Here is a 26,046-nt window from a genome sequence, read left to right on the forward strand (position 1 = left end):
AGCTCGGCCCGGACCGGGCGGGACATGACGGCGCCGGCCCGAGGCACGGCCCCGCAGGGAGGATAGCGCGTGACGATCGCCCGATACGGCGCAGCCCTGGCGCTGCTCTGCGGCTTCGGTTTCCTGTCGCCCCTCAGGGCCGACGAGTGCCCCAACCGCGGCCAACTCGACGACGCCTACTGCGACGCCAACAAGGACCTCGTCGCCGACGTCCCGGCCAAGACCCGCGACCCGAGCGTGATCGTCTTCGCCTACACGCCGGTGGAGGATCCCGCGGTCTACGAGAACTCGTTCAAGCCGTTCACGACCTACCTGAGCCAGTGCACGGGCAAGCGCGTCGTCTACTACCCGGTCCAGTCGAACTCCGCCGAGATCGAGGCGATGCGCTCCGGCCGGCTCACGGTGGCGGGCTTCTCGACCGGGCCCCTCGGCTTCGCGGTGAACATGGCCGGCGCGATCCCGTTCGCCGCCAAGGGCACCGAGAAGGGCGCCGAGGGCTACAACCTGATCGTCGTGGTGAAGGCGAGCAGCCCCTACAGGACGCTGGCCGACCTCAAGGGCAAGCGCGTGGCCCACACGGCGCCGTCGTCGAATTCCGGCAACCTCGCGCCCAAGGCGCTGTTCCCCGAGCAGGGGCTGAAGCCCGGCGAGGACTACAAGCTCATCTACTCGGGCGGCCACGACAAGTCGGCGCTGGGCGTCGGCACCGGCGACTACGACGCCGCCCCGGTGGCCTCGGACGTGTTCTACCGGATGGTCGCCCGCGGCACGATCAAGGGCGACGATTACCGGGTGATCTACACGAGCGAGAAGTTCCCGACCTCGGGTTTCGCCTACGCCCACGATCTCAAGCCGGAACTCGCCGAGAAGCTGAAGCAATGCTTCTACGACTTCCGCTTCCCGCCCGACATGGTGAAGGATTTTGAGGGCGACGACCGGTTCGCGCCGATCACCTACCTCAAGGACTGGGCGATCGTCCGCAAGGTCGCGGAGGAATCGGGCACGCCGTACAACAAGGTCGCCTACGAGCGCGAGGCTGCCCGCGAGGCCGAGGCAGCGCGCAAGAAGGCCGCGGGCGCCCCTAAGCCGTGACTCAGGCCGTGACGCAGGCCGTGACGGCGGGGAGCGCGGCGCGCGCGGTGGCGGCCGGACCCGAGGGCGATCCCCGCGCCCTAGTGATCCGCGGGCTGACCAAGGCGTACCGGGCCGGCCAGCCGGTCCTGAAGGGCATCGACCTCGTGGTGCCGGGCACCGGGCTCACGGCGATCATCGGGCCGTCCGGCACCGGCAAGAGCACCCTGATCCGCTGCATCAACCGGCTGGTCCAGCCGACCTCGGGGGAGATCCTGTTTAGAGGCGAGGACCTCGCCCGGCTCTCCGGCCCCGCCCTGCGCCGGGCGCGGCGCCGGATCGGGATGGTGTTCCAGGAGTACAACCTGGTCGAGCGCCTCTCGGTGATGGAGAACCTGCTCTGCGGTCGCCTCGGCTACGTGCCGGCGTGGCGCGCGTGGCTGCGCCGCTTCCCCGAGGCGGACGTCGCCCGCGCCTTCGACCTCCTCGACGCGGTCGGCCTGTCGGGCTTCGCCACCCGCCGGGCCGACGCCCTGTCGGGCGGGCAGCGCCAGCGCGTCGGCATCGCCCGGGCGATCATGCAGGAGCCCGAGATCGTGCTCGCCGACGAGCCGACCTCGTCCCTCGACCCGAAGAGCTCCGTCGAGATCATGGAGATCCTGTCCCGGCTCGCGGCCGAGCGCGGCGTGCCGGTGGTGGTCAACATCCACAACGTGGCGCTCGCCCAGCGCTTCGCCGCGCGGATCGTCGGCATGTCGGGCGGGCACGTGGTCTATGACGGGCCGCCGGACCGGCTGAGCGAGGCCGACCTGCGCGGCATCTACGGCGGCGAGAACTGGCTCGAATGAGCGCGCCCGCCCGCCCGGCCTCCCCCGACGCCTCCCCCGACGCTTCCCCCGACCGCGTCGCGTTCCGGCCCAACTGGACCGCCCGCGCGGGCTGGGCGCTCCTCGCCGTCTACGCGGTCTACGCGGCGACCCAGCTCGGCTTCTCGCCCGAGCGCTTCGCCGGCGGCCTCGCCCACGGGCAGCAGTTCCTGGCCCGGATGTTCCCGCCGAACTTCTCCCGCTGGGAACTGATCCAGTCGGGCATCCTCGAGAGCCTGCAGATCGCCGTGATCGCCACGGTGGTCGGCATCGCGGTCGCCCTGCCGATCGGCTTCCTGGCGGCCCGCAACCTGATGCCGCCCTGGGTGACGTGGCCGACCCGCATCCTGATCGCGCTCTGCCGGTCGTTCCACCCGATCATCGTGGCGATCCTGTTCGTGAAGGCGATCGGGTTCGGGGCGCTCGCCGGCGTCATGGCGCTGATCGTCGCCTCGGTGGGCTTCATCGCCAAGCTGTTCGCCGAGGCGATCGAGGAGATCTCCCTGAAGCAGGTCGAGGCGGTGCGGGCGACCGGCGCCGGCTTCCTGTCGACCCTGATCATGGGCGTGCAGCCGCAGGTGCTGCCGCGCTTCATCGGCTTCGCCACCTACCAGCTCGATTCCAATCTGCGGAACTCGACCATGGTGGGCATCGTCGGCGGCGGCGGCATCGGAGCGACGCTGTTCACCGCCTACCAGCGCTTCGACTTCGACGTGGTGCTGGCGATCCTGATCGTCATCGTCGCCCTGATCATGGTGGCCGAGATCGTCTCCGGCTGGGCCCGCAAGGTGTTCCAGTGAGCGTCGCCCTCGCGCCCGCTCCCGCCGGCCCGCGCCGCTGGCAACGCTTCCCCCTGTGGAAGCGGCTGGCGCGGCTCGCCTTCACGCTGTGCGCGGTGGCGGCCTTCGTGGCGAGCCTGCGCACCATCGAGGTGATCCCGGAATTCCTCTACGACGCCCCCGACCAGCTCGCCGACCTGTTCGGCCGGATGTGGCCGATGGATGCCGGCTATGTCGGACCGACCCTGCGGGCGCTGGTGGAGACGCTCCACATCGCGACGCTCGGCACCCTGATCGCCATCGCGATCGCGGTGCCGATCGGGCTGATGGCGGCGCGCAACGTCACGCCCAACCGCGCGCTGAACCTGTTCGCCAAGTTCGTGTTCGTGACCTCGCGCTCGGTGAACTCCCTGGTCTGGGCGCTGCTGTTCGTGGCGGTGTTCGGCCCCGGTCCGCTGGCCGGGACCCTGGCGATAGCGCTCCGCTCCGTCGGCTTCACCGGAAAGCTGTTCGCCGAGGTGTTGGAGGAGGCCAATCGCGGCTCGATCGAGGCTCTGCAGGCCGCGGGTGCCGGCCGGATGTCGACTTTGCTGCTCGGCTACTGGCCGCAGGTGAAGCCGGCCTTCTGGTCGATCGCGCTGTTCCGCTGGGACATCAACATCCGCGAATCCGCCGTGCTGGGGCTGGTCGGCGCGGGCGGCATCGGCGTCGCGCTCGATACCGCCCTGAACCTGCTCTACTGGGACCAGGTCGCCGTGGTGCTCGCCGCGATCTTCGGCGTCGTCATCCTGGCCGAGATCGTCGTGACGGCGCTCCGCGCCCGTACGCTCTGAGACGGGCCCCGGTCAGCGCCCCAGCGACATGCCGAGCGGCGGCTCGACCTCCGGCGGCAGCGGCGAGACGTAGCCCGCCGCGCCGACCCGGCGGGCGAGGTCCGCCTTGGCGGCGTCGCGCAGGGCCGCGTCGGTCACCGCCCGGGCCCCGGTGGCGGCCATCGCCTTGGCGACCTGCACCATCGCCTTGTGGGCCGCGGGGGCCTTGCCCTGCGCCACCACCTGCCAGGTGTGGAACGGCGTGCCGATCGCCACCGTGGGCGCGTGGGCCTGGACGGTCGGCACCACCCAGCTGACGTCGCCGACGTCGGTGGACCCCACCGCCGGGTTGCGCAACGCGTCGAGGGGCACGAGGAAGTCGGCGAGCGGCGCTTCGGTGCGCGGCATCCCGATGGCGCGGAACACGGCGTCGATGTCGCCGTCGGTGAGCGTCGCCCGGATCTTGCCGGCGAAGTCCCGGTCGGCCTCGTCGAAATGCGGCGGCCCGAGCTCCTCCATGACGCCGTGCAGCGCCCGCTCCAGGGGATCGTTGCCCAGCAGGTTCGACACCGCGCTGACGATCCGCACCTCGACGGCGGTCTCGGTCATCAGGGCGGCGCCCTGCGCGATCTTCTTCACCCGCTCGACCAGCGCCAGCATGCCGGGCAGGTCGCGGGCCCGGATCGAGTAGCGCACCGTCGCGCCGGCCTGGACGACGTTCGGGGCGATGCCGCCGGCGTCGAGATAGGCGTAGTGGACCCGCGCGTCGGACGGCATGTGCTCGCGCATGTAGTTCACGCCGACGCTCATCAGCTCGACGGCGTCGAGCGCCGAGCGCCCGAGATGGGGCGCGGCCGCCGCGTGGGCGGTGCGGCCGGTGAAGACGAAGTCGGCCCGGGTGTTGGCGAGGGCGACCGGCGGTGCCACCTCCCAGAAGCTGCCCGGATGCCAGGTGATCGCGATGTCGGCGTCCGCGAAGGCGCCGGCGCGGACCATGAAGGCCTTGGCGGCGCCGCCTTCCTCCGCCGGGCAGCCGTAGTAGCGCACGCGGCCGGGCGTGCCGGTCTCGGCGAGCCAGTCCTTCAACGCGGTGGCGGCGAGCAGCGCCGCCGAGCCGAGGAGGTTGTGGCCACAGCCGTGGCCATGCCCGCCCGCCTCCACCGGCCGGTGCTCGGCGACGCCGGCCTCCTGCGACAGGCCCGGCAGGGCGTCGTACTCGCCGAGGAACGCGATGACCGGCCCGCCGTCCCCGGCCTCGCCCATCACGGCGGTCGGGATGCCGGCGACTGCCTCGGTGACCCGGAAGCCCTGGTGGCGCAGTTCGGCGACGTGCTCGGCGCAGGAGCGGCTCTCCGTGTAGCAGACCTCCGGCATGCTCCAGACCCGCTCGGACAGGGCGATCAGCCGTTCCGACTGCGCGTCGACGTGGCGCCACACGGCGTTGCGGTTGTCCATCGGGTCCACTCCGGGAAAGCTGCGCATCGAGGTCGCGCCACCATAGCGGGCTCCGCGCCGTCTTCGCGAGCGCAGCGAAGCGACCCAGGGTTGCGCGCCCTCGGGAAGCGTGGCGCCGCTGGATTGCTTCGCTCCGCTCGCAAGGACGGACACGGCGCGAGCCCTGCTGCTGCCTGACCGCATGCACCGCCCAGGCCATGCTCCTGCCCGAACCAAGCGTCCGTCGACACGTTCCGATTGAACCGTCACTGGCCCGCCCCTTGCCAAGGCCGCTGCCGGAATGTTGCTGTGCCTGTCACGGCGGTAAACGGGAAAGCGTACATGGACGAGCGGGATCTGCGCGGCCTCATCGGGCAGGTGAAGGACGGCCGCCTGTCGCGGCGCGCTTTCGTGCAGCGGATGGTGGCTGTGGGCCTCACCGCGCCCATGGCCGGGCTGATGCTGGCCGGGAACGGGGTCGCGATGGCGGCCGATATCCGGGCCGGCTACAAGCCGACCAAGGCCGGCGGCGGCGGCGCGCTGAAGCTCCTCTGGTGGCAGGCGCCGACGCTGATCAACCCGCATTTCGCCGTCGGCACCAAGGACCAGGACGCCTCGCGGATCTTCTACGAGCCGCTCGCCGCCTGGGACGCGGACGGCAACCTCGTGCCGGTGCTCGCCGCCTCGATCCCGTCCAAGGAGAACGGGGCGCTCGCCGCCGACGGCCGCTCGGTTGTCTGGACGCTCAAGCCCGGCGTGAAGTGGCACGACGGCAAGCCGCTCACCGCCGACGACCTCGTCTTTACCTGGGAATACGCCCGCGACCCCGCCACCGCGGCGGTGACGGCCGGGTCCTACAAGGATTGCAAGGTCGAGAAGGTCGACTACCTCAGCGTCCGGGTCCTGTTCGACAAGCCCACGCCCTACTGGTGCGACGCCTACGTGGGCATCGTCGGGATGGTGCTGCCCAAGCACCTGTTCGGACCCTACAGCGGCGCCAAGTCCCGGGACGCGCCGCAGAACCTCGCCCCGGTTGGCACCGGCCCGTACCGGTTCGTTGAGTTCCGGCCCGGCGACATCGTCCGCGGGGAGCGCAACCCCAACTACCACCTGCCCAACCGGCCGTATTTCGACACGGTCGAGATGAAGGGCGGCGGCGACGCGGTCTCGGCCGCCCGGGCCGTGCTCCAGACCGGCGAGTACGACTACGCCTGGAACATGCTGATCGAGGACGAGGTGCTGAAGCGCCTGGAGACCGGCGGCAAGGGCCGGGTCGACGTGGTCTACGGCGGCAAGCTCGAGTTCCTGCTCCTCAATGCCGCCGACCCGAACGTCGAGGTCGACGGCGAGCGCGCCTCGATCACCACCAAGCACCCCGCCTTCTCCGACCCGAAGGTGTGCCAGGCGATGAACCTCTTGGTCGACCGCAAGTCGATCCAGACCTACATCTACGGCCGCACCGGCAAGCCCACCGCCAACACGGTCAACGGCCCGGAGCGCTTCGTCTCCAAGAACACGAGCTTCGCCTTCGACCCGGCCAAGGCCAACGCGCTCCTCGACGAGGCCGGCTGGAAGAAGGGCTCCGACGGCATCCGCGCCAAGGACGGCAAGAAGCTCAAGCTGGTCTTCCAGACCTCGATCAACGCCCCGCGCCAGAAGACGCAGGCGATCATCAAGCAGGCGGCCGCCAAGGCCGGCATCGAGATCGAGCTGAAATCGGTGACCGGCTCGGTGTTCTTCTCCTCCGACCCGGCCAACCCCGACACCTGCACGCATTTCTACGCCGACATGGAGATGTACGCCTACAGCATGACCCAGGCCGATCCGGCGATCTGGCTGCTCATGTACGCCTCCTGGGAGGTGGCCCAGAAGGCCAACAAGTGGCAGGGCCGCAACGTCGTGCGCTGGCGCAACGACGCCTACGACAAGGCCTACAACGCCGCCCAGAGTGAGCTCGACCCGGTCAAGCGGGCGGCGCTCCTCATTAAGTGCAACGACCTCGCGGTCTCCGAGAACGTGCTGCCGCTGATCCACCGCGCCGAGGTCTCGGCGGTGGGCGCGACGCTGACGGCGCCCCGCAGCGGCTGGGACAACGACCTGTCGTTCCTGCCCGACTGGTACAGGGAGGCCTGAGCGGGAGCGCCGCGCCATGGGCGCCTACATCCTGCGACGGCTCCTGATCGCGATCCCGAGCCTGCTCGGCATCAGCCTGATCCTGTTCACCGTCCTGGCGCTCGCGCCGGGCGACCCGTTCGGCGAGCTCGCCAGCAACCCGAACGTGCCCCCGGAGGTGCGGGCGGCGCTCCGCGTCAAGTTCGGCCTCGATGACCCGATCCCCACCCGCTACCTGCACTGGCTCACCGCCATGCTGCAGGGCGACTGGGGCTTCTCCTTCGCCAGCCGGGTGAACGTCGACACGCTGATCCTGCAGCGGCTGCCCACGACCCTGTTCGTGGTCGGCTCCTCCCAGGTGCTGGCGCTGCTGATCGCCGTGCCGGTGGGCCTCTACGCCGCGCGCCGGCCCTACTCGCTCGCCGACCAGGTCGCCAACACGCTGGCCTTCGTGGGCTTCTCGCTGCCGACCTTCTTCACCGGCCTGCTGTTCATCCTGCTGTTCTCGATCAAGCTCGGCTGGCTGCCCTTCGTCTACCAGGCCGACCTGCCGGGCTCCGGCCTGCCCTGGGTCTGGGCGAATGTCCGGCAGGCGATCATGCCGGTGGCGGTGCTGGGCTTCTTCCAGGCCGCCTCCTACACACGCTACGTGCGCGCCTCGGCGCTGGACGTCGCCCGGCTCGACTACGTCACCACGGCCCGGGCCAAGGGCCTGACCGAGGGCACGGTGACCCGCCGGCACATCGCCCGCAACGCCCTGATCCCGGTGGTGACGCTCGTCGCCCTCCAGATCCCGGCGGTGTTCGGCGGCGCCATCGTCACCGAGCAGATCTTCCGGATCCCCGGCATCGGCTCGCTGCTGATCGACGCCATGCTGTCCAACGACACGCCGGTGGTGATGGCGGTGACCTTCGTGTTCGCCGGCCTCGTCATCCTGTTCAACCTCGTCGCGGACCTGCTCTATGGCTGGCTCGACCCTCGCATCGCCCTCCGATGAGGCGGTGCCCGTCGCCCGCGCACCGGCCTCGCCGGGGCGGGAGACGTGGCGGCGCTTCCGGCGGCACCGGCTGGCGCTCGCCAGCGTCGGCGTGCTCGCGCTCCTCGTCGCCGGCGTGGTGTTCGGCGGTCTGCTCTGGCCGGTCGCCATCGACGACATCGACTTCGCGGCCCAGCTCCAGGGCCCGTCCTGGGACCACCCGTTCGGCACCGACGATCTCGGCCAGGACCTGCTGGCCCGGATGATCTACGGCGGGCGGATCTCGCTCGCGGTCGGCTTCGCCGCCATGGCGGTAGCGAGCCTGATCGGCGTGCTGGTCGGCGCGCTCGCCGGCATGTCGCGCCGGTTCCTCGACCCGGTGCTGATGTGGCTGACCGACCTGTTCCTGTCGCTGCCGCAGCTGCCGCTGCTGCTCCTCGTGATCTACCTGTTCCGCGACAGCCTGAAGGCCGTGTTCGGCAGCCAGGGCGGCGTGTTCCTGATGATCGTCGCGGTGATCGGGGGCCTGCGCTGGATGCCGGTGGCCCGACTGGTGCGGGCGCAGTTCCTGTCCCTGCGCGAGAAGGAGTTCGTGGAGGCGGCCCGCTCGCAGGGGGCGACGACCGGGCACCTCGTGCGCCGCCACATCCTGCCGAACGCGCTGGGGCCGGTGATCGTGGCGGCCTCGATCGAGGTCTCGTCCGCGATCATCGCGGAATCGACGCTGTCCTTCCTGGGGCTCGGCTTCCCGCCCGACATCCCGACCTGGGGGCGGCTCCTGTTCGACGCCAAGGACCATCTCGACGTCGCGCCGCACTGGGCGCTGTTCCCAGGGGGCGCGATCTTCCTGACGGTGCTGTCGATCAACTTCATCGGCGACGGCCTGCGCGACGCCCTCGACCCGCGACGGGTTCTCTAGCGATGACGGATCCAGTGGACCCGATCCTCTCGGTCTCAGACCTCACCGTCTCCTTCCGCTCGGACGGGCGCTGGCGCGAAGTCGTGCACGGCGTCTCGTTCGACGTGGGCCCGCGCGAGACCGTGGCCCTCGTCGGCGAATCCGGCTCCGGCAAGAGCGTCAGCGCCCTCTCGATCCTGCGCCTCCTGCCGCGGGACGCGAGCCGTATCGGCGGGCGCGTGCGCTTCGAGGGCCGCGAGCTGCTCGCCGCCCCCGAGGCCGAGATGCGGCGGGTGCGCGGCGATTCCATCGCCATGATCTTCCAGGAGCCGATGACCTCCCTGAACCCGGTCCTGACCATCGGCTTCCAGATCGCCGAGGCGCTGATCCGGCACCGGGGCCTGTCGCGGTCCGCCGCCGAGGCGGAGGCGCTCCGGCTCCTCGACAAGGTCCGGATCCCGGCCGCCCGGTCGCGCCTGCACGAGTACCCGCACCGCTTCTCCGGCGGCATGCGCCAGCGGGTGATGATCGCCATGGCGCTCGCCTGCCGGCCGAAGCTCCTCATTGCCGACGAGCCGACCACGGCGCTCGACGTCACGATCCAGGCCCAGATCCTCGACCTCATCAAGAGCCTGCAGGACGAGGAGGGCATGTCGGTCCTGTTCATCACCCACGACATGGGCGTGGTCGCCGAGATCGCCGACCGCACCGTGGTGATGTACCGGGGCCGCGCCGTGGAGGCCGGCCCGACCGCGCGGATTTTTTCCGAACCCACCGAGCCTTATACGCGGGCGCTGCTGGCCGCGGTCCCGCGCCTCGGGACCATGGCGGGCCGGGCGCGCCCGATGCGCTTCCCGGTGGTCGACCGGGCCACCGGCCTCGCGGCACCGACGCCCGAGACGCCCGACACCGTCAGGGCCGCCGAGCGCCCGGTGCTGGAGGTGCGCGACCTGACCACCCGGTTCGACATCCGCTCCGGGCTGCTCGGCCGCGTGACCGGCCGCGTCCACGCGGTGGAGCGGGTCTCGTTCAGTCTCGCGGCCGGCGAGACCCTGGCACTCGTCGGGGAATCCGGCTGCGGCAAGTCCACCACCGGGCGCTCGATCCTGCGCCTCGTCGAGCCGCTCTCGGGCTCGGTCCTCCTCGACGGCGAGGACATCACGGGCTTCGATCCCAAGACCCTCCGCGCCCGCCGCCAGCGCATGCAGATGATCTTCCAGGACCCGTTCGCCAGCCTCGACCCGCGCCAGAGCGTCGGTGCGGCGGTGGCGGAGCCGCTGCTGATCAACCGCCTCGCCGCGCCCCGCGAGGCCCGGCGGCGGGCGGAGGACCTGCTCGCCCGGGTCGGGCTTCCGCCCGAGACCGCCGCGCGCTTCCCGCACGAGTTCTCCGGCGGCCAGCGCCAGCGCATCTGCATCGCCCGCGCGCTCGCCCTGAACCCCCGCCTGATCGTCGCCGACGAGGCGGTCTCGGCGCTCGACGTCTCGGTGAAGGCGCAGGTCGTGAACCTGATGCTCGACCTGCAGGCGGAGCTCGGCCTCGCCTACCTGTTCATCTCGCACGACATGGCGGTGGTCGAGCGGGTCAGCCACCGGGTGGCGGTGATGTATCTCGGCGAGATCGTGGAGATCGGCCCCCGGGCCGCGATCTTCGGCGATCCGCGGCACCCCTACACGAAGAAGCTGCTCGCCGCGGTGCCCGTGCCGGATCCGGCCCGGCGGGGCGAGCGGCACGCGCTGCCGGACGACGAGATCCGCAGCCCGATCCGGACCCCCGACTACGTGCCGCCGGAGCGCCTCTACCGGGAGGTCGCGCCCGGCCACGTCGTGCAGGACTGGGGCACCGAGTGGGACGCGGGCGCCCGCCAGGGCGCGGCCGCCTGAAGCCGGCGGCCCGGACCCTCGCGCGCGATGCCGCGCGGTCCGCGACAGGATCCAGCGTAAAGCTTGCGGCACTGCTCGCAATACGAGCAATGTTGCTCAGAAAGCGATCAGTACCGGTAAGAAACCTTTGATTATTTCTGCATTAATGTCGGCCCTACACACGCGGTGTGTTGCCGCGATGAAGCGGTCGAGAGGCTTCCTTGCGAGCGAGCGATTTCCGATCCTTCCACGAGGCGTCGAAGCGCAGCGGCGTGATCCTGTCGTTCGGCGGAGATCTCTCGGAGAACATCCTGTTCTCGCTCGGGGAAGTGCTGAAGCTGCGCATGCGGCACGAGGAGACCGACGCCGCGGTCGCCAAGCGCGTCTTCTCGATCTTCGTCGAGCAGGCCCAGAACGTGATCCGCTACTCGGCCGACAAGGTCGCGCCCGCCGAGCCGCCGGGCCCCGCCCGGGTCAGCGCCGGCATGATCGCCGTCGGCACCGAGGAGGGGCGGTTCTTCGTGGTCTGCGGCAACGAGGTCGGCAGGACCGAAGTGCCGCGGCTGCGCGAGCGGCTCGACGAGATCGCCACCCTGTCGAGCGACGAGCTCAGGAAGGTCTACCGCGAGAAGCTGCGCCAGCCGCCGGACGAGGGCAGCCTTGGCGGCAGCATCGGACTGATCGAGATCGCCCGCCGGTCGAGCGCCCCGGTCGAGTACGACTTCCAGGATCTGGGCGCGGAGCGCAGCCTGTTCTGCCTCAAAGCCTTCATCTGAGGATCGCACGGACATGGACCGCATCACGCTGCCCCGGACCGAGCGCTCGCCCGAGGTCGATTTCGACTTCGCGTCGGGGCGGCTCGTCCTGCGCGGCGAATCCTACCCGGAGGACGCCGCCGCGTTCTTCGGCCCGCTGCTGCAGGCCCTGCGCGGCCACCTCGCGGCGACCGAGGCGAGCCCGATCACCTTCGACGTCGCGCTCGCCTACTTCAACTCGTCGAGCGCCAAGGCGCTGATGAACCTGTTCATGCCCCTGGAGGACGCCGCCGCCGAGGGGCGCCCGGTGACGATCCGCTGGATGTTCGGCACCGACGACGACGTGATCCAGGAGGCCGGCGAGGATTTCGCGGCCGACTTCGCGCATGCCCGGTTCGAGATGATCGCGAGCGTCCCCGCGTGAGCCCGCACCGGGCGCCGGCCCACGATCTCCTGTCCGAGCCGGCGGACGCCTTCAGCCTGTTCGACACCGAGGAGGCCGTTCTCGGCCGGTCCGAGGTGATGCTGGCCCGCCTCGCCGAGGTCGGCGACGGGGTGCGGGAGCTCGCCGGCGCCTACCGGCGCAGCTACCACGAGCAGCGCCGGCTGGTGCGGCTGAGCGACCGGATGCAGCTCGACCTGCACCGGGCCAACCAGCGGATGGCCGAGCAGCAGCGCGCCCTGCGACACCTCAACGACGCCCTCTCGGCGGAGATCGAGCACCGTGCGCGCCTCGAGGCCGAACTCCGCCGCCTCGCCGACACCGACCACCTCACCGACGCCCTGTCGCGCCGCCGCTTCCTGCAGATCTGCGAGGAGGTCTGGGCCCGGACCCAGTCGGGCGACACGCCCTCCAGCGTGCTGATGCTCGACCTTGACCGCTTCAAGCTGATCAACGACCGCTACGGCCACAGCGCGGGCGACACGGTCCTCAAGGCCTTCGTCGAGACCTGCCGCGACAGCCTGCGCGCGGTCGACGTGATCGGCCGCATGGGTGGTGAGGAATTCGCCATCCTCGTCACCGGCACCGTGATGGCCGAGGCGCAAGTCATCGCCGAGGCGCTCCGCCGCGCGGTGGCGCAGCGGCCGGTGCGCCTGGAGCACGGCCCGCTGCCGATCTCGGTGAGCATCGGCCTCGCGGCGTTCGGCCCGAGCGAGTCGATGTCGGCGACGCTCCGGCGGGCCGACGCGGCGCTCTACGCCGCCAAGCATGCCGGCCGCGACTGCGTGCGCTGCGCGGCCGAACCAGGCGCGTCCCTGACCTGAGGCGCCGCGCGCCCGGCCTCGGAGCGGAACCGCTGTGACACGGAGTGACGTCGCGTGAGCGGACCTGACACGGCCCTGGACAGCCCGCGTCCCGCCGGGGGGATCCGCGGCGCACGACCGCTGCGGACCGGGGATGCCCTGGCGCGGCTCGGCTTCGCCGACATCGATCCGGTCCCGGCCGCCGGCGGCGCCGGGCGCGCGGGCGGCCTGCGCGGGGCCGGCCCGATCCGCCGGGGCGATCCCCTGTCGAAGCGCGGCTTCGCCGACGTGCTGGCCGCGGGCGCGCCCGCGGACGAGCTGATGAAGCCCGGCGCCCTGCGCGGGGCGGCCCGAGGCCGCGACCTCGACAGCCTGTCCCACACCCTGTTCCTGCGCATCTACCCGGTGATCGGTGCCCTCCTGCTGCTGACCCAGCTCGGGATCGCCTGGGTGACCTACACCGACCAGCTCCGGCTGTACGGCGACCGGGCGCATCTCCTCGCCCGGCTCACCGCCGCGGCGATCGCGCGGCCCGACTGGGCGCGCGACCCGGACGCCTACGACGGCCCGCTCAAGGCCCTGGCCGCCGAGCCCGATTTCGCCCACGCCGTCCTGCGCGACGCCGCGGGCCACGTCGTCGGGACGGCGGGCGCGGCGCCCCCCGCGCGGGGCTGGTCCACCCTCTCGGCCCAGGCCGACCTGTCGGTGCCCGGCCGCGCCGGCCCGGCGGGCAGCCTGACCGTCACGGTCTCCACGAAGGCGCTGCGGGACAACGCGGCGTGGCAGGTGATGCTCGCCCTCGGCGCCAGCGTCGGGCTGATGATCGCCTTCGTGGTCACCCTGCACGCCACCGTGCGCCGCCACGTCATGGCGCCGCTGATGCGGCTGCTGCTCGCCATGCGGGAGATCGAGCACAAGCGCTGGACGACCGTGGAGCTCGGGGGCGCCTACCGGCCGAGCAACGAGATCGACGTCATCAGCCAGGCCTTCAACCGCATGGTCGAGGGCCTGCGGAGCGGCGACGCCGCCAAGCAGCTCCTCGTCGAGCTGGAGCAGGCCCACGACAGGCTGGAGCGCGCCAACCGCCAGGTGGTCGAGAGCATCGGCTACGCGCGGCGCATCCAGGATTCGGTGCTGCCGGACCGCAACGCCCTGGCGGGCGCGGGGGTCGAGGTCGCGGTGCTGTGGGAGCCGCTCCACGTCGTCGGCGGCGACTATTTCTGGCTGGAGGAGATCGACGGCCTCTGCGTGATCGCGGTGGCCGACTGCACCGGCCACGGCGTGCCCGGCGCGTTCCTGACCCTGATCGTCGCGACCGCCCTCGACCGGCTGCTGCACGAGCGCGGCCTGCGCGCGCCGGCGGCGATCCTGGCCGGGCTCGACGCGATGGTCCGCACGCAGCTCCGCCAGGACGGCCGCGGCGCCGAATCGGATGACGGGCTCGATTGCGGCCTGTGCGTCTGGGACCGCGCGGCCGGGACGCTGCACTTCGCCGGCGCCGGCCTGTCGCTCACGGTGGTCCGGGACGGCGTGGCCGAGCGCGTCCGCGGCGGCCGCCGGGGGCTCGGCTACCCGCGCCCCGCCCGTGACGGGCAGCCGGAGGACGTCGTCGCGGACATCGCCGTTCCGGTGGCGGGCGCCACCTTCTACCTGATGACGGACGGCATCACCGACCAGATGGGCCGCGCGGCGCCCGACCGGGCGCCGCGGCTCCTCGGCCGGCGCGGCGTGGCCGACAGCCTCCTGCGCCACGCCGACCTGCCCCTCGCCGCCCAGACCGTGGCCCTCGAGGCCGATCTCGACGCCTATCGCGGGACCGAGGCCCGGCGGGACGACATGACCCTGGTGGCGTTCCGGCTTCCTCCGGCGACCGCCGCCGGCTGAGACCGGCCGTACCCCTCGGGGCCATCGATGCCAGGTGCGCATCGATCAATCCAACAATGACGTTGGACAGGCCGTCCGGCCTGCGGCACTCCTGGGCCCGGCCCCGGGAGAGCCGTCGCGGTCGCCGCCGAGAGGCACCGCCAAGAACCGCCTCCGGGGCTTCCCGCGCGCCCGCGCGGACAAGACTGGGAGGAAGCCATGGCTGAGGACGCCGTCACCGGGATCCGCCTGCGGTCTGTCGCCCTGCCGCTGAGGACCCCGATCAGCGACGCCAAGGTGCTCACCGGCCGCCAGAAGCCGATGACCGAGATCGCGATCCTGTTCTGCGAGGTCGAGAGCCGGGAGGGCCATCGCGGCCTCGGAATCAGCTATTCCAAGCGCGCCGGCGGGCCGGGCCAGTTCGCCCATGCTCGCGAGATCGCTCCGGCGCTGCTCGGGGTGGATCCGAGCGACATCGCCAAGGCCTGGGACACGCTCGCCTGGGCCGGCGCCTCGGCCGGCCGCAGCGGCCTCGCCGTCCAGGCGATCGGTGCCTTCGACGTGGCCCTGTGGGATCTCAAGGCGCGGCGGGCCGGCCTGTCGCTCGCCAAGCTCCTCGGGGCGCAGCGCGACTCGGTGCGCTGCTACAACACCTCGGGCGGCTTCCTGCACACGCCGCTGGAGGAGCTGCTCGTCAACACCGACCACGCCCGGGCGAAGGGCATCGGCGGCGTCAAGCTGAAGGTCGGCCAGCCGGACTGGGCCGAGGATATCCGCCGGGTCTCGCGGGTGCGCGAGCATCTGGGCGACGCCTTCCCGCTCATGGTCGACGCCAACCAGCAATGGGACCGGCCGACCGCGATGCGGATGGGCCGGACCTTCGAGCGCTTCAACCTGATCTGGATCGAGGAGCCCCTCGACTGCCTGGATGCCGCCGGGCACGCGGCCCTGGCCGCCGCCCTCGACACGCCGGTCGCCACCGGCGAGATGCTGACGAGCGTCGCCGAGCACTGGGACTTCATCCGCCAGGGCGGCGCCGACTTCCTGATGCCCGACGCGCCGCGGGTCGGCGGCATCACGCCCTTCCTCAAGGTGGCGGCGCTCGCCGAGTTCGCCGGGCTGACGATCGCGCCGCACTTCTCGATGGAGCTGCACATCCACCTCGCCGCCGCGCTGCAGCGGGAGCCCTGGGTCGAGCATTTCGAGTGGCTGGAGCCGCTGTTCAACGAGCGGCTGGAGCTGGAGGACGGCCGCATGCGCGTGCCGACCCGGCCGGGCCTCGGCCTCTCCCTGAGCGAGCAGGCGCTGGCCTGGACGCGCGAGACCGCCGGGTTCGGCAGCCTCGGCTGAGCGCACGGGGAGGGGACGCTCCGAGGCCGGCCGACCCGGATCGTCCGATCCTCCCCCCATCCCGCGGTGCGGCCGCGCGGCGGCCGCCTCGAAGGAGCTCTCCGCCGGGGCCGCGACGCGTCACCTCAGGACGAGGGTCGGACCTCGTCGTGCCGCGCTCCGCCCGAGCGGGCACAGCGAAGGCCCGTTCCGTCCCGACCACGCCGTCGGGCGGCCCACCGGGGCCGTGGACCGGAGCCGCCTGTACCAGTGTCCGCCGCCCGGAATCGGCCGCCGGTGCGCGCGCGACGATATCCTGACCTGGAAAATGACATAGGCCGCTTTTTCAAGGCGGTCAGCGAAGTAAAACCGTGACCTTGTCGCGGGGTGGCGTCCGCGATCGATTGCCGATACGCTGCGTTTCTGTCGTCGCGATCCTCTCATTTGAAAATTTACAAAGAACAGATCTGGAGTGACCGGTCCATGTCGTGTGTCGAAGGAGAAGGTCATCGCCGCGTCCCGGGCGGCACGCGCGCGGGGCCCGGCGCGACGCGGCCGGTCGCGCGTTCCGAGGCGGCGGGCAAGATCGTCAACCGCCACGGCGATCACGCCTGTCGCCTGCGGCTGACCGCCGGCGCCGCGCCGATGCTGACCCGATGAGTCCTCCCGGCCATCTGTCGCGCCGCGCGCTCCTGGCCGCCGCGGCGGCCGGGGCGCTCGTCCCGCGCGCCGCCGCCGCGCAGGCGGCCGCCCGCATCGCCGCCCTGGGCGGGGCCGTCACCGAGATCCTCTACCGCCTCGGCGCCGGCGGCCGGATCGTCGCGGTCGACACGACCAGCCTCTACCCGCCCGAGGCGCTGCGCGAGAAGCCGAGTGTCGGCTACCTGCGGGCGCTCTCGGCCGAGGGCCTTCTGGCGCAGCAGCCCGACCTGATCATCGCCGCCGAGGGGGCCGGGCCGCCGGCCGTCCTGGCGCAGCTGCGCGAGGCCGGGCTGCGCGTCGAGACGGTGACGGAGCCGCCGAATCCCGAGGGCGTGCTGGACAAGATCGAGACGGTCGGGCGCCTCGCCGGCCTGGAGCGCGAGGCCGAGGCGCTCGAGACCGAGGTCCGCGCGCGCTTCGCCGACCTCGCGACCCGGCGCGCCCGGATCGCCCGGGCGGCCCGGGCCCTCGTCGTCCTGTCGGTCCAGGGCGGCCGGACCGTCGTCGGCGGCACCGGCTCCTCGGCGGACGGCATCCTGGCCCTGGCGGGCATCGGCAACGCGGCCGCGGGCCTGGAAGGCTTCAAGCCGATGACCGACGAGGCCATCGTGGCCGCCGCCCCCGACGCGGTGGTGATGATGCAGAACGGGCCCGAGCCGCCGAAGCCCGAGAGCATCTTCTCCCCCGGCACGGCCCTCGGCCAGACGCCGGCGGCGGCGCGGGGGCGGCTGGTGGCCATGGACGGCCTCTACCTCCTCGGGTTCGGGCCGCGCACGCCCGAGGCCGCCACCGACCTGATGCGGGCGCTCTACCCGGACCTGCCGCGTGACTGAGCCGCGCGGCGGCGGGCGGGGCGCGTGAGCCGCCGCGCGGCGCCCTGGGTGCTGGGTGTCCTGGCGGCCCTGGTGCTCGCCGCCGCCCTGCTCTCGGTGAGCCTCGGGGCGATCCCCATCCCGCCGGACCGGGTCTTCGCGGTCCTGATCGGGGAGGGGAGCGATCCGGCCCGCGCCCGCGACGGGCTTGTGATCCTCTCGATCCGCCTGCCCCGCACCCTGCTCGGGCTGCTGGTCGGGGCCGGGCTGGCGGTCTCGGGGGCGCTGATGCAGGGGCTGTTCCGCAACCCCCTGGCCGATCCGGCGCTGGTCGGGGTCTCGTCGGGGGCGGGGCTCGCGGCCGCGGTGATCATCGTCCTGGGCGACCGGATCCTCGCCGGGCTGGGGCTTCCCGGGCCGCTGCCCTACGCCGCGCTGCCGGCCGGAGCCTTCCTCGGCGGCCTGTGCGCGACCCTCATCCTCTACGCCCTCGCCACCCGGTCCGGGCGCACCGCGGTGGCGACGATGCTGCTCGCGGGGATCGCGCTGGGGGCGCTGAGCGGCGCGCTGACCGGCCTGCTGACCTTCGTCAGCGACGACCGGCAACTGCGCGATCTCGCCTTCTGGTCCCTGGGCAGCCTCGGCGGGGCCACCTGGTCCAAGGTCGCGGCCTCGGCGCCGCTGATCCTGCCGGTGCTGGCCGCGGTCCCGCTCCTCGGCCGCGGCCTGAACGCCCTCGTCCTCGGCGAGGCCGAGGCGTTCCATCTCGGCGTCCCGGTGGAGCGGCTGAAGCGCGCCTGCATCGTGCTGGTGGCGGTCGCGGTGGGCGCCAGCGTGGCGGCGGCGGGGGTGATCGGCTTCGTCGGCCTCGTGGTGCCGCACGCCCTGCGGCTGCTGATCGGCCCGGGGCACCGGCTGCTGCTGCCGGCCTCGGCACTCCTCGGCGGCGCCTTCCTGGTCCTCGCCGACGTGGTGGCGCGCCGCGTCGCCGCGCCCGCCGAGCTGCCGATCGGGATCGTCACAGCGCTGGTCGGCGCGCCGGTCTTCCTGTGGCTGCTTCTCGGCCGGGTGCGACCGGACGATGTCTGACGATGTCTGACAATGTCTGATCCGGCCCTGCTCACGGCCCGCGACCTGACCGTCACGGTGGCGGGGCGCGACCTCGTGCGCGACGTCTCCCTGGCGGTGGCGGGCGGCACCCTGCAGGTGATCGTCGGCCCCAACGGGGCCGGCAAGTCGACCCTCGTCCGCCTGCTCAGCGGCGCCATGGGCCCGACCCGGGGCAGCGTCGCCTATGACGGTGCGCCCGTGGCGACGATCCCGCCCTGGCGCCTCGCCGCGACGCGGGCGGTGCTGCCGCAGGCGGCGCGCCTCGCCTTCCCGTTCGCGGCGGCCGAGGTCGCCCGGATCGGCCTCGACGGCATCGGCCGGGGCCTCGGGGCCCGCGACCGGGCGGCGATCCTGGCCCGGGCCCTCGCGCGGGCCGACGTGGCGCATCTCGCCGACCGGGCCTACCCGACCCTCTCGGGCGGGGAGCAGGCGCGGGTGCAGTTCGCCCGCGTGCTCTGCCAGCTGGAGGCCGGCCGCACGGTGGCGGACCGGCAGGTGCTGTTCCTCGACGAGCCGACCGCGAGCCTCGACCTCCGGCACCAGGGCGCGCTGCTCGACGCCGCCGCCGGGCTGGCGGCGACCGGCGTCGCCGTGGTGGCGATCCTCCACGACCTCAACCTCGCGGCCGCCTACGCCGACCGGCTGCTGGTGCTGGACGGGGGCCGGCTGGTCGCCAGCGGGCGGCCGGCCGAGGTCCTGACCGACGACCTCATCGCCGGGGTCTTCGGCGTCCGCTGGCCGGTCGGGCGGGTGCCGCCGGGCGGTCAGCCCTTCCTGCTACCGCACCGGGGCGCGCCCGGTCGGCGCGGCTAGCGATAGCGCGACGGGTGGTATTCCCGGTAGCTCAGGCCGATCACGGCCGCGAGCAGGCCGGCTCCCCGGCACAGCGTGTAGCCGCCGCCGATCAGGGTCGCCGGCCTGAGGGACAGGCCGGCGATCCCGAGCCGCAGAAGGCCGCCGCCGAGGCGCACGAAGCCGCGGCCCGCGTTGGCGAGCCGGCCGCCCACCGTTTCCGGGCGGAGCCGGCCGAGATAGGCCTCGACGCTGCCGCTGCGGTACCAGCGCGCCAGCAGCCAGCGCACCCGCATCCGGTGCGTCGGGATGCTGTCGTAGACCACGGCCGTCTCGGCCCAGGCGATCCGGTGCCCGGCGAGCATCAGGGCCCGGAAGAAGAACGTGTCCTCGCCGCCCATCGTGTTGAAGCGCATGTCGAAGGACAGGCCCAGCGCCCGGATCACCCGCAGGTCCAGGAGCGCGTTGGCGGTGTAGCCGTCCTCCACGTAGCCGTCGCGGACCGGCAGGCGCTTGGCGAAGAAGCCCCCGGCGGCCGCCCAGGCGGGCGGAACCCGGTCGAAGAACGGCACGACCGGCCCGACGCAGGCCGCGACGCCCGCGGCGAGGGCGGTCTCGAGCAGGTTGTGGAGCCAGTCGCGGTCGGGAAACTCGTCGTCGTCGATCAGAGCGACCCAGTCCGCGCCGGCCGCGGAGGCCTCAGCGAGGCTGCGGTTGCGGACCGCGGCGAGGCCGCGGGTCTCCTCCCGGGCGTAGGTGACGGGGAAGCGGCCGGTCGCCCGGTAGGCCTCCACCACCGGGACGGCGGCGCGGCTGCGCCCGTTGTCGATGATCAGGATGCGCAGGGCGGTCTCTGCGAGGCTGCCGAGCCGCTGCTGGTCCAGGGCCTTGAGCAGGCGCGCCAGCCCCACGGGCCGCTCGCAGGTGCAGATGCAGATGCACAGGCGCATCGTCTTACCTCTGTCCGATCGGGTGGGCGTGCGGCCGCGGCCGCAGGCGCTTGCCCGCCGCCGCCAGCAGCGTCGCGGCCAGGAACCGCCAGATCCGGGGATGCCGGAGCGCCAGGGTCGCGCCCGCGCGCCAGCGGCCGGCCTGGGCCGCCTCGATGACCTGGGCGATCAGCCGCGTCACCGCGAGGCCGTCGCGGTAGGCGCGGCTGCCGTGGCGGATCTCGGCGGAGCGCGACCGCGCCTCGGCGAGGCGGCCGTGCTCGGCCCGGGCCGCGAAGGCCGCGTCGAGGCGCGCGATGTCGGCCTGGCGCAGCCGGTGCGACAGGGAGGTGGGCCCGCGCCGGTAGCCGTAGCCCGCGTAGGTGGTGACCACGAACCGCGCCCCCGCCGCGAGGGCTTCCAGGCACAGCAGGAAATCTTCCCCGATCCGGACGCCCTCGTCGTACCGGATGCCGTGCCGGCGCAGAATCTCGGCGCGCATCATGGGCTTGAGGTAGCCGAGCTTGGTCACCCGGCTGAGCAGCTGGTTGCTGGCGATGTACTTGGCGAGGTCGATCTCGAACAGGTACGGCTCCCGGCCCCCCTCCAGCATGCCCGGCCCCTGCGGGTCGAACATGTCGGTGAACGGGATCGGGTTGTCGGCGACGATGTCGGCATCCGCCGCGAGCGCGAGATCGAGCAGGGTTCGGGTGCGGTCGGGCAGGATCAGGTCGTCGGCGTCGAGGATCGCGATCCACCGGCCCCGGGCGGCGTTCAGCGCCGCGTTCCGGGCGCTCGACGGGCCCCGGGGCGTGCCCGGTCCGGCATCGGCGAGAGGAATGACGCGAACCCGCGGATCGGCTTCCGCCAGGCGCGCCAGCACGGAGGCGGTCCCGTCCCGCGAGCCGTCATCGACCGCCACCACCTCCACGGCGACGCCGGTCTGGGCGAGGGCGGAACGGATGGCCGTCTCGATCCAGGGCGCCGCGTCGTGCGCGGCCATGATGAAGGAGACGTCCACGAAGGTGCCCCGAGCATCGGACAAGAGTTGATCCGCCATCGCGCTTCCTGGGCCGCCGGGCGCGGCCTCCGAGACCGCCCCCGACTTTGGCCGGAAGCGATCGGCGCGCACGACGCTCAAAGGGCGTAGGGCGGCCGCCATCCCCTCCCATTGCGGGGGATGGCCCCGACGGCCGGAACAGGTCAGTGCGTGTCGGGGGCTGTGTCGCCCGCGGGGCGGGAATTCCGGACGCTGAGGCCCTTCGCCAAAATCGTCCGGACGTGGGCGCGCAATTTTTGTTTTCTCTCCGCCGAGGCAGGAGAATCTTTTTTGAGGCTCGAATCGCCGGAGGCTGCCATGTCGAACGCCCCTGAGGCCCGTCACCGCGCGCCGCCATCGCCGAAGCGGCCGCAAGGGTGATCGGCGATACCTATAATGGATTATTTGGCTGGAATCTCGACATTATTGCAACGCAACCAACGAAAACAGTTTTGATGTTTGTTAAGGTTTATGTCTCCTACTGAGCATTGTCGGACGTGGGCGAACTACGTAGGTAGTATCCGAGGGCCCTCCCGAGGGCGGAAATCAGGGAGGAGATGAGTGCCCAGTCGCTTCTATTTCGACATCGAGAACGGCGAGGAGACGATCCGCGACGCGCAGGGCGTGGAAGCCGCGGACTTGGCCGAGGCGCTCGCGGAGGCCCGCAGCGTGATCGACGAAATGGCGGGTGAACTGGAGGTCGCGGGACCGGCCGGCGCGTGGACGCTCGTCGTGCGCGACGCCACCGGCGCGGAGGTCGGCCGGGTGCCGATCAAGGGCTGAGCCGGGGACGCGCGAGCGGATTACGGGCCGACCAGCGCGGAGGCGCCGACCCGCCGGCGCGGGGCCCGCAGCAGCCGGCGTGCGGGCCGCTCCAGGAGCCGCCACGACAGTTCGGCCAGCAGCAGCGTCAGCATCAGGTCGAGCGCCATGGAGACCGAGCGCGGTCCGGCGACGTCGAGGCCGACGAGGGCCAGCACCCGCTCCGCGTGGAGCGGCACGTGGAACAGGTAGGCGGCGTAGCTGATCACGCCGATCCGGCGCAGCCACGGGATCTCCAGGAGGGCGACCGCGCGGCCCTCTCGCGCCTCGACCACCTGCAGCAGCAGCAGCGCCGCCAGGACGCCGCTGAGGCGGCCGAGAACGAGCCACCAGCCGGTCGGCGCGATCAGGAGCGGCAGGGCCACGAACAGGGCCAGCACGCCGGCCAGGGCGGCGTCGCGGGCGAGCCAGGCCGGGAGCGGCCGGGTGCGCAGGCCGGCGAGGCCGCCCAGCGCGATCAGTCCGACATTGGCCAGGGTGTCGACGTCGAAGCACCGCGGCGCAGCGCCCGCCCGCCACAGGGCACCGTGCGCCAGGACGCTGATCCCGACCAGGAGCCAGCACAGCGTGCCGAGGTGGCGCCGCGGCAGGAACAGGGCCGCCGGCGCGAACAGCAGGTAGAATTGCTGCTCGACCGCGAGGCTCCAGAGATGGCCGAGCTCGGTGCCCCAGCCGTTCAGCTCGATGTAGATGTTGGTGACGTAGAACCACGTCGCGAGCTTGAACGCGTCGTTGCCGAGACTGGCCGGGTCGCCGGTCCGGACCGTGTAGAGCACGAACAGGAAGACGTAGTAGACCGGCACGATCCGGGCGACGCGATTCCGGTAGAACAGCCCGAGGCTGCCGAGCGGGGTCGACGCGCCCGCCTCCACGGCCGTGCGGGCCGCGGCGAGGATCCGGACGATCAGGAAGCCGCTCAGGACGAAGAACAGCCACACGCCGGCCGTGCCGAGGGCCTCGGTCCTCGGGCTCGGCGCCTTGTGGCTGACGAAGACCATCAGGAACGCCAGGGCCCGCAGGCCGTCGAACCCGTTGATGCGGCGCTCTGAAGGGGCCACGGCGCGTCCTGTCCGGTGATCGACCGCGCCGCGCCGGGGCAGAACGCGCCCGCGCGGCCGGGTCCGGCCGGGAGGGCCGGGCAGCCCGGTTTAGACCGGCCCCCGCGCGGGGGCCCTTACCTCGATCGGCGGACGGGACCTCCCCGAAAGCGGTCCCGCCGCCCGGTAGGGCCGTCAGCGGCGGCGGATGAGCAGGACGACGAGGCCGACGGCGACGGCCGCCCCGGCCTGGGCGGCCAGCAGCGCGAGCAGGAACCCCTTCGGTAGAACAACCGCGAAACCGATCGCTCCTCCAATCAGTGCAGCGAACACCAGCACGACCAGCAACGCCTTACCTCCATTGATGGATCGGCGGCCGTCTTGTTGCCGAACCGGTCGTGGGCCCAGTGTTGTCGCAAGGGTTCCGCCTGCGATCGACGCCCCTTCGGACCGGCCGAGCGCCGCCGAAGCCGGCTGCGGCGAGGCTGGCCGAACCGGCCGGCTGCGCACGTCGCTCCGCAAGTTCCGATCCCGTCTCACCCCGAGTCAAGGAGCCGACATGTTGCGCCCGGCTGGGACCCCGACGCCGATCGAGTCGTCGACGCCGCAGGATATGGTCGAGACGCTGAACGAGGCGTTGGTCAAGACATTGCCGGCCCCGCGGCAGGCCGGCCCCGGCCTCCGGGCGAGCTGGGCGATGAAGCGCGTCCTCGACGCGACGATCGCGCTGACGGCGCTCTTCCTGCTTCTGCCCCTGCTGCTGTTCATCGCCCTGCTGATCTGGGGCAGCGACGGCCGGTCGCCGATCTTCCGACACAAGCGCCTCGGCCGGCACGGGCGCCCCTTCGGATGCCTGAAGTTCCGGTCCATGGTCGCGGACGGCGACGCGGTGCTGGCGCGGCATTTCGCCGAGAATCCCGATGCTCGGGCGGAGTGGGAGGCGTCCTTCAAGCTCACCCACGATCCCCGCGTCACGGCGCTGGGCCATGTCCTGCGCAAGACGTCCCTCGACGAGCTGCCGCAGCTCTGGAACGTGCTGCGCGGCGAGATGAGCCTCGTGGGGCCGCGGCCGATCGTCCAGGCCGAGGTCGTGCGCTACGGCGCCGACTTCACCGCCTGCTTCTCCGTTCCGCCGGGCCTGACCGGCCTCTGGCAGGTCTCCGGGCGCAGCGACACGGGCTACGCCGAGCGCGTCGCCCTCGATTGCGCCTATGCCAGCCAGTGGAGCCTCCGCCGCGACCTCGCCATCCTGCTCAAGACGGTTCCGGCCGTGCTGAGCCAGCGCGGCAGCCGCTAGGGCCATGACCGGGCGGCCGCGCCGCGCCCGCCGCGCCCGCCGCGGAGCGCGCCGATGAAGGGCATGATGCTCAACGCCCTGCTGGGCGTGATGCTGGGCCGCTTCGGCTCCGTCTGGCGGCTGCTGGTCTTCGTCCCGATCGTCGCGGCCGAGGTCGGCTACGGCCTCCTCGTCTACAACCTGAGCGCCGGCGCGTGCCTGCGGCGCGGGACGGCGCTGCTGGTCTGCGGGCAACTGGCCTTCCTGCTCGGCGCCCTGCTGCGGCCCATCGCCAACGAGCGGTGAGCCGTCCGGGCCCGGTGCGGCCCGGCGCGGCGAACCGGACACGTCAGGCCGGATCCTCCTCGGCGGCCGGCGCCTGAAGGCAGAGCCGCCAGAACTCCACGAAGCCGGCGGCGTACGCGGCGATGACGAGGCTCGACCAATGCATCGCGTGGCTCCGGGCGCGTTCGAGGGCCCAGCCTGCCGCGGAGACGTTAAGATTTAGTCCGGCCCGGTGTCGGTTCCGGTGTCCGGAGCCCGGTTCCGGTGTCCGGAGTCCGGTGCGGTGTCATGTGTGGTCCGATGCCCGGGGCGGTCGCCGGTGCGGCGTCCGCCCGACGGTGCGGCTAGCGGCAGACGATCGATTCCTTGAAGCCGCACGGATCGCCCATCCGGGTGAACGCGACCCGCTCGAACAGCGCGGTGACCGGCTGTCCCGAATACTCCGTCGGTCCGAGCCACGACGCGAAGTCCGGGCCCTGTCCCGACCAGACGCTGAGCATGATCTTGCTCGGATGGGAGGGAAGCGGCCGGTCGGGCGTGCCGACGACCTCGCGCAGCAGGCGTCCGTTGACGTACCAGCGCAGGCGGTCGGGCAGCCACTCGAAGGCGTAGTCCGCGGTGGTGGTCGCGGCGTCGAAGCCGAGGGCGTCGAGGCTGACGTGCTCGCCGACGCCGCCGACGAAGTAGTTGAGCTGGACCTTGCTCGTGTCCTTGCCGAGCCACTCGAAATCGATCTCGTCGTTCGTCCGCCGGTCGCCGTTGTCGGGGCCGTTATAGGTGAAGAACGCCGAGACCATGCCGGACCCGGTGCCCGCCCGCATCCGGACCTCGTAGGTGCCGTAGCCGTAGCGCTCGCGGGTCTGGATCTCGGCGCAGCTGAAGGGGCGCTCCTTGTAGGTGATGTCCGTCAGGGACAGCGAGAGTTCGCCGGGCGTCGCGATCCGGGCGCGGTGCTTCGACCACGTGCAGCCCTGCCAGTCGCCGTTGACCCAGCCGTCCGAGACGTACCAGCGGCGTTCGTTCAGGGTGCTGAACAGCTCCACGAAGGATGCGCCGCCCTGGGCAGCCTGGGCCGCGGCGGGAGAGGCGGGAGAGGCGGCCTGGGCCGCGGCCGGCGGCGCGGCGGTCTCGCCCGCGCTCGCGGGATAGGCCTGCAGGAGAAGCGTCGCCGCCACGCAGAGGCGGCGGCCCGGGCCGGACCAGATCGTCATGCGCACGTCCTCAAACCAGTCGCCGCAGG

26 protein-coding genes are annotated in these 26,046 nt (G+C 72.4%); 20 read left to right on the forward strand and 6 right to left on the reverse strand.

Translation table 11 applies throughout. The features are described 5' to 3' along the window. Positions 1 to 69: 69 nt before the first annotated feature. From phnD to phnE (ABIC30_RS27590), 4 genes are read left to right on the forward strand one after another with little or no spacing between them, the layout of a single operon-like run. Entirely contained in the window at positions 70 to 1,092 is a 1,023-nt protein-coding gene (phnD, locus tag ABIC30_RS27575) for a phosphate/phosphite/phosphonate ABC transporter substrate-binding protein (RefSeq protein WP_354456416.1), read from the forward strand. After that, positions 1,089 to 1,919, forward strand: coding sequence for a phosphonate ABC transporter ATP-binding protein (gene phnC / locus ABIC30_RS27580; protein ID WP_354456417.1), 831 nt, complete (start codon positions 1,089 to 1,091; stop codon positions 1,917 to 1,919). Before phnD ends, phnC begins: the two co-directional genes overlap by 4 nt. Continuing rightward, positions 1,916 to 2,737, forward strand: a complete 822-nt coding sequence (gene phnE, locus ABIC30_RS27585; RefSeq protein WP_100251486.1) for a phosphonate ABC transporter, permease protein PhnE — start codon at positions 1,916 to 1,918, stop codon at positions 2,735 to 2,737. The genes phnC and phnE (ABIC30_RS27585) overlap by 4 nt, the downstream gene beginning before the upstream one ends. Further along, complete coding sequence (gene phnE, locus ABIC30_RS27590; protein ID WP_234081737.1) at positions 2,734 to 3,549, forward strand: phosphonate ABC transporter, permease protein PhnE; 816 nt, start codon at positions 2,734 to 2,736, stop codon at positions 3,547 to 3,549. The genes phnE (ABIC30_RS27585) and phnE (ABIC30_RS27590) overlap by 4 nt, the downstream gene beginning before the upstream one ends. Before the next feature lie 12 nt (positions 3,550 to 3,561). Here phnE (ABIC30_RS27590) and ABIC30_RS27595 read toward each other — a convergent pair whose 3' ends face one another. Beyond that, positions 3,562 to 4,983: a M20 family metallopeptidase gene (locus ABIC30_RS27595; protein WP_234081740.1), complete on the reverse strand. Its 1,422-nt coding sequence runs from the start codon at positions 4,981 to 4,983 to the stop codon at positions 3,562 to 3,564. 321 nt (positions 4,984 to 5,304) lie between these two features. Here ABIC30_RS27595 and ABIC30_RS27600 point away from each other — a divergent pair, with 321 nt between their 5' ends. The 13 genes from ABIC30_RS27600 to ABIC30_RS27660 all read left to right on the forward strand — a co-directional run bounded on the left by ABIC30_RS27600 (position 5,305) and on the right by ABIC30_RS27660 (position 19,439). Further along, the gene (locus ABIC30_RS27600; RefSeq protein ID WP_234081743.1) at positions 5,305 to 7,095 is read left to right on the forward strand and encodes a peptide ABC transporter substrate-binding protein; all 1,791 of its coding nucleotides are present in this window, start codon (positions 5,305 to 5,307) and stop codon (positions 7,093 to 7,095) included. Between the two features lie 16 nt (positions 7,096 to 7,111). Beyond that, entirely contained in the window at positions 7,112 to 8,071 is a 960-nt protein-coding gene (locus ABIC30_RS27605; RefSeq protein WP_234081744.1) for an ABC transporter permease, read from the forward strand. Further along, entirely contained in the window at positions 8,037 to 8,969 is a 933-nt protein-coding gene (locus ABIC30_RS27610; protein WP_012321500.1) for an ABC transporter permease, read from the forward strand. The genes ABIC30_RS27605 and ABIC30_RS27610 overlap by 35 nt, the downstream gene beginning before the upstream one ends. A gap of 2 nt (positions 8,970 to 8,971) precedes the next feature. Further along, on the forward strand, positions 8,972 to 10,831 hold the full coding sequence (locus ABIC30_RS27615) for an ABC transporter ATP-binding protein (protein ID WP_234081747.1): 1,860 nt from the start codon (positions 8,972 to 8,974) through the stop codon (positions 10,829 to 10,831). A 200-nt stretch (positions 10,832 to 11,031) separates the two neighbouring features. Next, complete coding sequence (locus ABIC30_RS27620) at positions 11,032 to 11,586, forward strand: SiaB family protein kinase (protein ID WP_020091215.1); 555 nt, start codon at positions 11,032 to 11,034, stop codon at positions 11,584 to 11,586. A 13-nt stretch (positions 11,587 to 11,599) separates the two neighbouring features. After that, positions 11,600 to 11,989, forward strand: coding sequence for a DUF1987 domain-containing protein (locus ABIC30_RS27625; protein ID WP_234081749.1), 390 nt, complete (start codon positions 11,600 to 11,602; stop codon positions 11,987 to 11,989). Further along, a complete protein-coding gene (locus tag ABIC30_RS27630; protein ID WP_082557813.1) occupies positions 11,986 to 12,831 on the forward strand; it encodes a GGDEF domain-containing protein in 846 nt (281 codons plus the stop codon). Before ABIC30_RS27625 ends, ABIC30_RS27630 begins: the two co-directional genes overlap by 4 nt. Positions 12,832 to 12,885: 54 nt before the next feature. Then, complete coding sequence (locus ABIC30_RS27635) at positions 12,886 to 14,694, forward strand: SpoIIE family protein phosphatase (protein ID WP_234081751.1); 1,809 nt, start codon at positions 12,886 to 12,888, stop codon at positions 14,692 to 14,694. A gap of 198 nt (positions 14,695 to 14,892) precedes the next feature. After that, the gene (locus ABIC30_RS27640; RefSeq protein ID WP_234081754.1) at positions 14,893 to 16,023 is read left to right on the forward strand and encodes an L-talarate/galactarate dehydratase; all 1,131 of its coding nucleotides are present in this window, start codon (positions 14,893 to 14,895) and stop codon (positions 16,021 to 16,023) included. Between the two features lie 366 nt (positions 16,024 to 16,389). After that, entirely contained in the window at positions 16,390 to 16,662 is a 273-nt protein-coding gene (locus ABIC30_RS27645; protein WP_139307663.1) for a hypothetical protein, read from the forward strand. Next, positions 16,659 to 17,537, forward strand: a complete 879-nt coding sequence (locus tag ABIC30_RS27650) for a heme/hemin ABC transporter substrate-binding protein (RefSeq protein WP_103984545.1) — start codon at positions 16,659 to 16,661, stop codon at positions 17,535 to 17,537. Before ABIC30_RS27645 ends, ABIC30_RS27650 begins: the two co-directional genes overlap by 4 nt. Positions 17,538 to 17,561: 24 nt before the next feature. Then, positions 17,562 to 18,605, forward strand: coding sequence for a FecCD family ABC transporter permease (locus tag ABIC30_RS27655; protein WP_103984546.1), 1,044 nt, complete (start codon positions 17,562 to 17,564; stop codon positions 18,603 to 18,605). A 12-nt stretch (positions 18,606 to 18,617) separates the two neighbouring features. After that, complete coding sequence (locus ABIC30_RS27660; protein ID WP_103984547.1) at positions 18,618 to 19,439, forward strand: heme ABC transporter ATP-binding protein; 822 nt, start codon at positions 18,618 to 18,620, stop codon at positions 19,437 to 19,439. Here the strand turns inward: ABIC30_RS27660 and ABIC30_RS27665 are convergent. Both ABIC30_RS27665 and ABIC30_RS27670 read right to left on the reverse strand, forming a co-directional pair. Beyond that, a complete protein-coding gene (locus ABIC30_RS27665) occupies positions 19,436 to 20,368 on the reverse strand; it encodes a glycosyltransferase family 2 protein (RefSeq protein ID WP_091675696.1) in 933 nt (310 codons plus the stop codon). The genes ABIC30_RS27660 and ABIC30_RS27665 overlap by 4 nt on opposite strands. A gap of 4 nt (positions 20,369 to 20,372) precedes the next feature. Beyond that, positions 20,373 to 21,407, reverse strand: coding sequence for a glycosyltransferase family 2 protein (locus ABIC30_RS27670; RefSeq protein ID WP_056524932.1), 1,035 nt, complete (start codon positions 21,405 to 21,407; stop codon positions 20,373 to 20,375). Between the two features lie 540 nt (positions 21,408 to 21,947). Here ABIC30_RS27670 and ABIC30_RS27675 point away from each other — a divergent pair. Further along, the gene (locus ABIC30_RS27675) at positions 21,948 to 22,169 is read left to right on the forward strand and encodes a DUF6894 family protein (RefSeq protein WP_020091205.1); all 222 of its coding nucleotides are present in this window, start codon (positions 21,948 to 21,950) and stop codon (positions 22,167 to 22,169) included. Positions 22,170 to 22,189: 20 nt separating this feature from the next. Here ABIC30_RS27675 and ABIC30_RS27680 read toward each other — a convergent pair whose 3' ends face one another. Both ABIC30_RS27680 and ABIC30_RS27685 read right to left on the reverse strand, forming a co-directional pair. Beyond that, positions 22,190 to 23,266, reverse strand: coding sequence for an acyltransferase family protein (locus tag ABIC30_RS27680; RefSeq protein WP_020091204.1), 1,077 nt, complete (start codon positions 23,264 to 23,266; stop codon positions 22,190 to 22,192). A 174-nt stretch (positions 23,267 to 23,440) separates the two neighbouring features. Next, positions 23,441 to 23,593, reverse strand: coding sequence for a hypothetical protein (locus tag ABIC30_RS27685; RefSeq protein WP_020091203.1), 153 nt, complete (start codon positions 23,591 to 23,593; stop codon positions 23,441 to 23,443). 211 nt (positions 23,594 to 23,804) lie between these two features. Between ABIC30_RS27685 and ABIC30_RS27690 the strand changes: the two genes are divergently transcribed. Together ABIC30_RS27690 and ABIC30_RS27695 are read left to right on the forward strand one after the other, a co-directional pair. After that, complete coding sequence (locus ABIC30_RS27690) at positions 23,805 to 24,542, forward strand: sugar transferase (RefSeq protein WP_020091202.1); 738 nt, start codon at positions 23,805 to 23,807, stop codon at positions 24,540 to 24,542. Positions 24,543 to 24,596: 54 nt separating this feature from the next. After that, a complete protein-coding gene (locus tag ABIC30_RS27695; RefSeq protein WP_020091201.1) occupies positions 24,597 to 24,827 on the forward strand; it encodes a hypothetical protein in 231 nt (76 codons plus the stop codon). A 323-nt stretch (positions 24,828 to 25,150) separates the two neighbouring features. Here ABIC30_RS27695 and ABIC30_RS27700 read toward each other — a convergent pair whose 3' ends face one another. Beyond that, positions 25,151 to 26,017 (reverse strand): glycoside hydrolase family 16 protein, encoded by an 867-nt coding sequence (locus ABIC30_RS27700; protein ID WP_020091200.1) that lies wholly within the window; start codon positions 26,015 to 26,017, stop codon positions 25,151 to 25,153. Positions 26,018 to 26,046: the final 29 nt, after the last annotated feature.

The sequence above is a fragment of the Methylobacterium sp. 1030 genome (genome assembly GCF_040544715.1).
In the GTDB taxonomy this organism is placed as follows: Bacteria; Pseudomonadota; Alphaproteobacteria; order Rhizobiales; family Beijerinckiaceae; genus Methylobacterium.

Excerpts from the sequence above, each read along its gene's own strand:
- ABIC30_RS27695 (WP_020091201.1), top strand. The coding sequence starts at position 24,597 with ATGAAGGGCATGATGCTCAACGCCCTGCTGGGCGTGATGCTGGGCCGC.
- ABIC30_RS27690 (WP_020091202.1), top strand. The coding sequence starts at position 23,805 with ATGTTGCGCCCGGCTGGGACCCCGACGCCGATCGAGTCGTCGACGCCG.
- ABIC30_RS27670 (WP_056524932.1), bottom strand. The coding sequence starts at position 21,407 with ATGGCGGATCAACTCTTGTCCGATGCTCGGGGCACCTTCGTGGACGTC.
- ABIC30_RS27615 (WP_234081747.1), top strand. The coding sequence starts at position 8,972 with ATGACGGATCCAGTGGACCCGATCCTCTCGGTCTCAGACCTCACCGTC.
- ABIC30_RS27700 (WP_020091200.1), bottom strand. The coding sequence starts at position 26,017 with ATGACGATCTGGTCCGGCCCGGGCCGCCGCCTCTGCGTGGCGGCGACG.
- ABIC30_RS27640 (WP_234081754.1), top strand. The coding sequence starts at position 14,893 with ATGGCTGAGGACGCCGTCACCGGGATCCGCCTGCGGTCTGTCGCCCTG.
- ABIC30_RS27660 (WP_103984547.1), top strand. The coding sequence starts at position 18,618 with ATGTCTGATCCGGCCCTGCTCACGGCCCGCGACCTGACCGTCACGGTG.
- phnE (WP_100251486.1), top strand. The coding sequence starts at position 1,916 with ATGAGCGCGCCCGCCCGCCCGGCCTCCCCCGACGCCTCCCCCGACGCT.
- ABIC30_RS27595 (WP_234081740.1), bottom strand. The coding sequence starts at position 4,983 with ATGGACAACCGCAACGCCGTGTGGCGCCACGTCGACGCGCAGTCGGAA.
- ABIC30_RS27600 (WP_234081743.1), top strand. The coding sequence starts at position 5,305 with ATGGACGAGCGGGATCTGCGCGGCCTCATCGGGCAGGTGAAGGACGGC.
- ABIC30_RS27605 (WP_234081744.1), top strand. The coding sequence starts at position 7,112 with ATGGGCGCCTACATCCTGCGACGGCTCCTGATCGCGATCCCGAGCCTG.
- ABIC30_RS27610 (WP_012321500.1), top strand. The coding sequence starts at position 8,037 with ATGGCTGGCTCGACCCTCGCATCGCCCTCCGATGAGGCGGTGCCCGTC.
- ABIC30_RS27665 (WP_091675696.1), bottom strand. The coding sequence starts at position 20,368 with ATGCGCCTGTGCATCTGCATCTGCACCTGCGAGCGGCCCGTGGGGCTG.
- ABIC30_RS27650 (WP_103984545.1), top strand. The coding sequence starts at position 16,659 with ATGAGTCCTCCCGGCCATCTGTCGCGCCGCGCGCTCCTGGCCGCCGCG.
- ABIC30_RS27625 (WP_234081749.1), top strand. The coding sequence starts at position 11,600 with ATGGACCGCATCACGCTGCCCCGGACCGAGCGCTCGCCCGAGGTCGAT.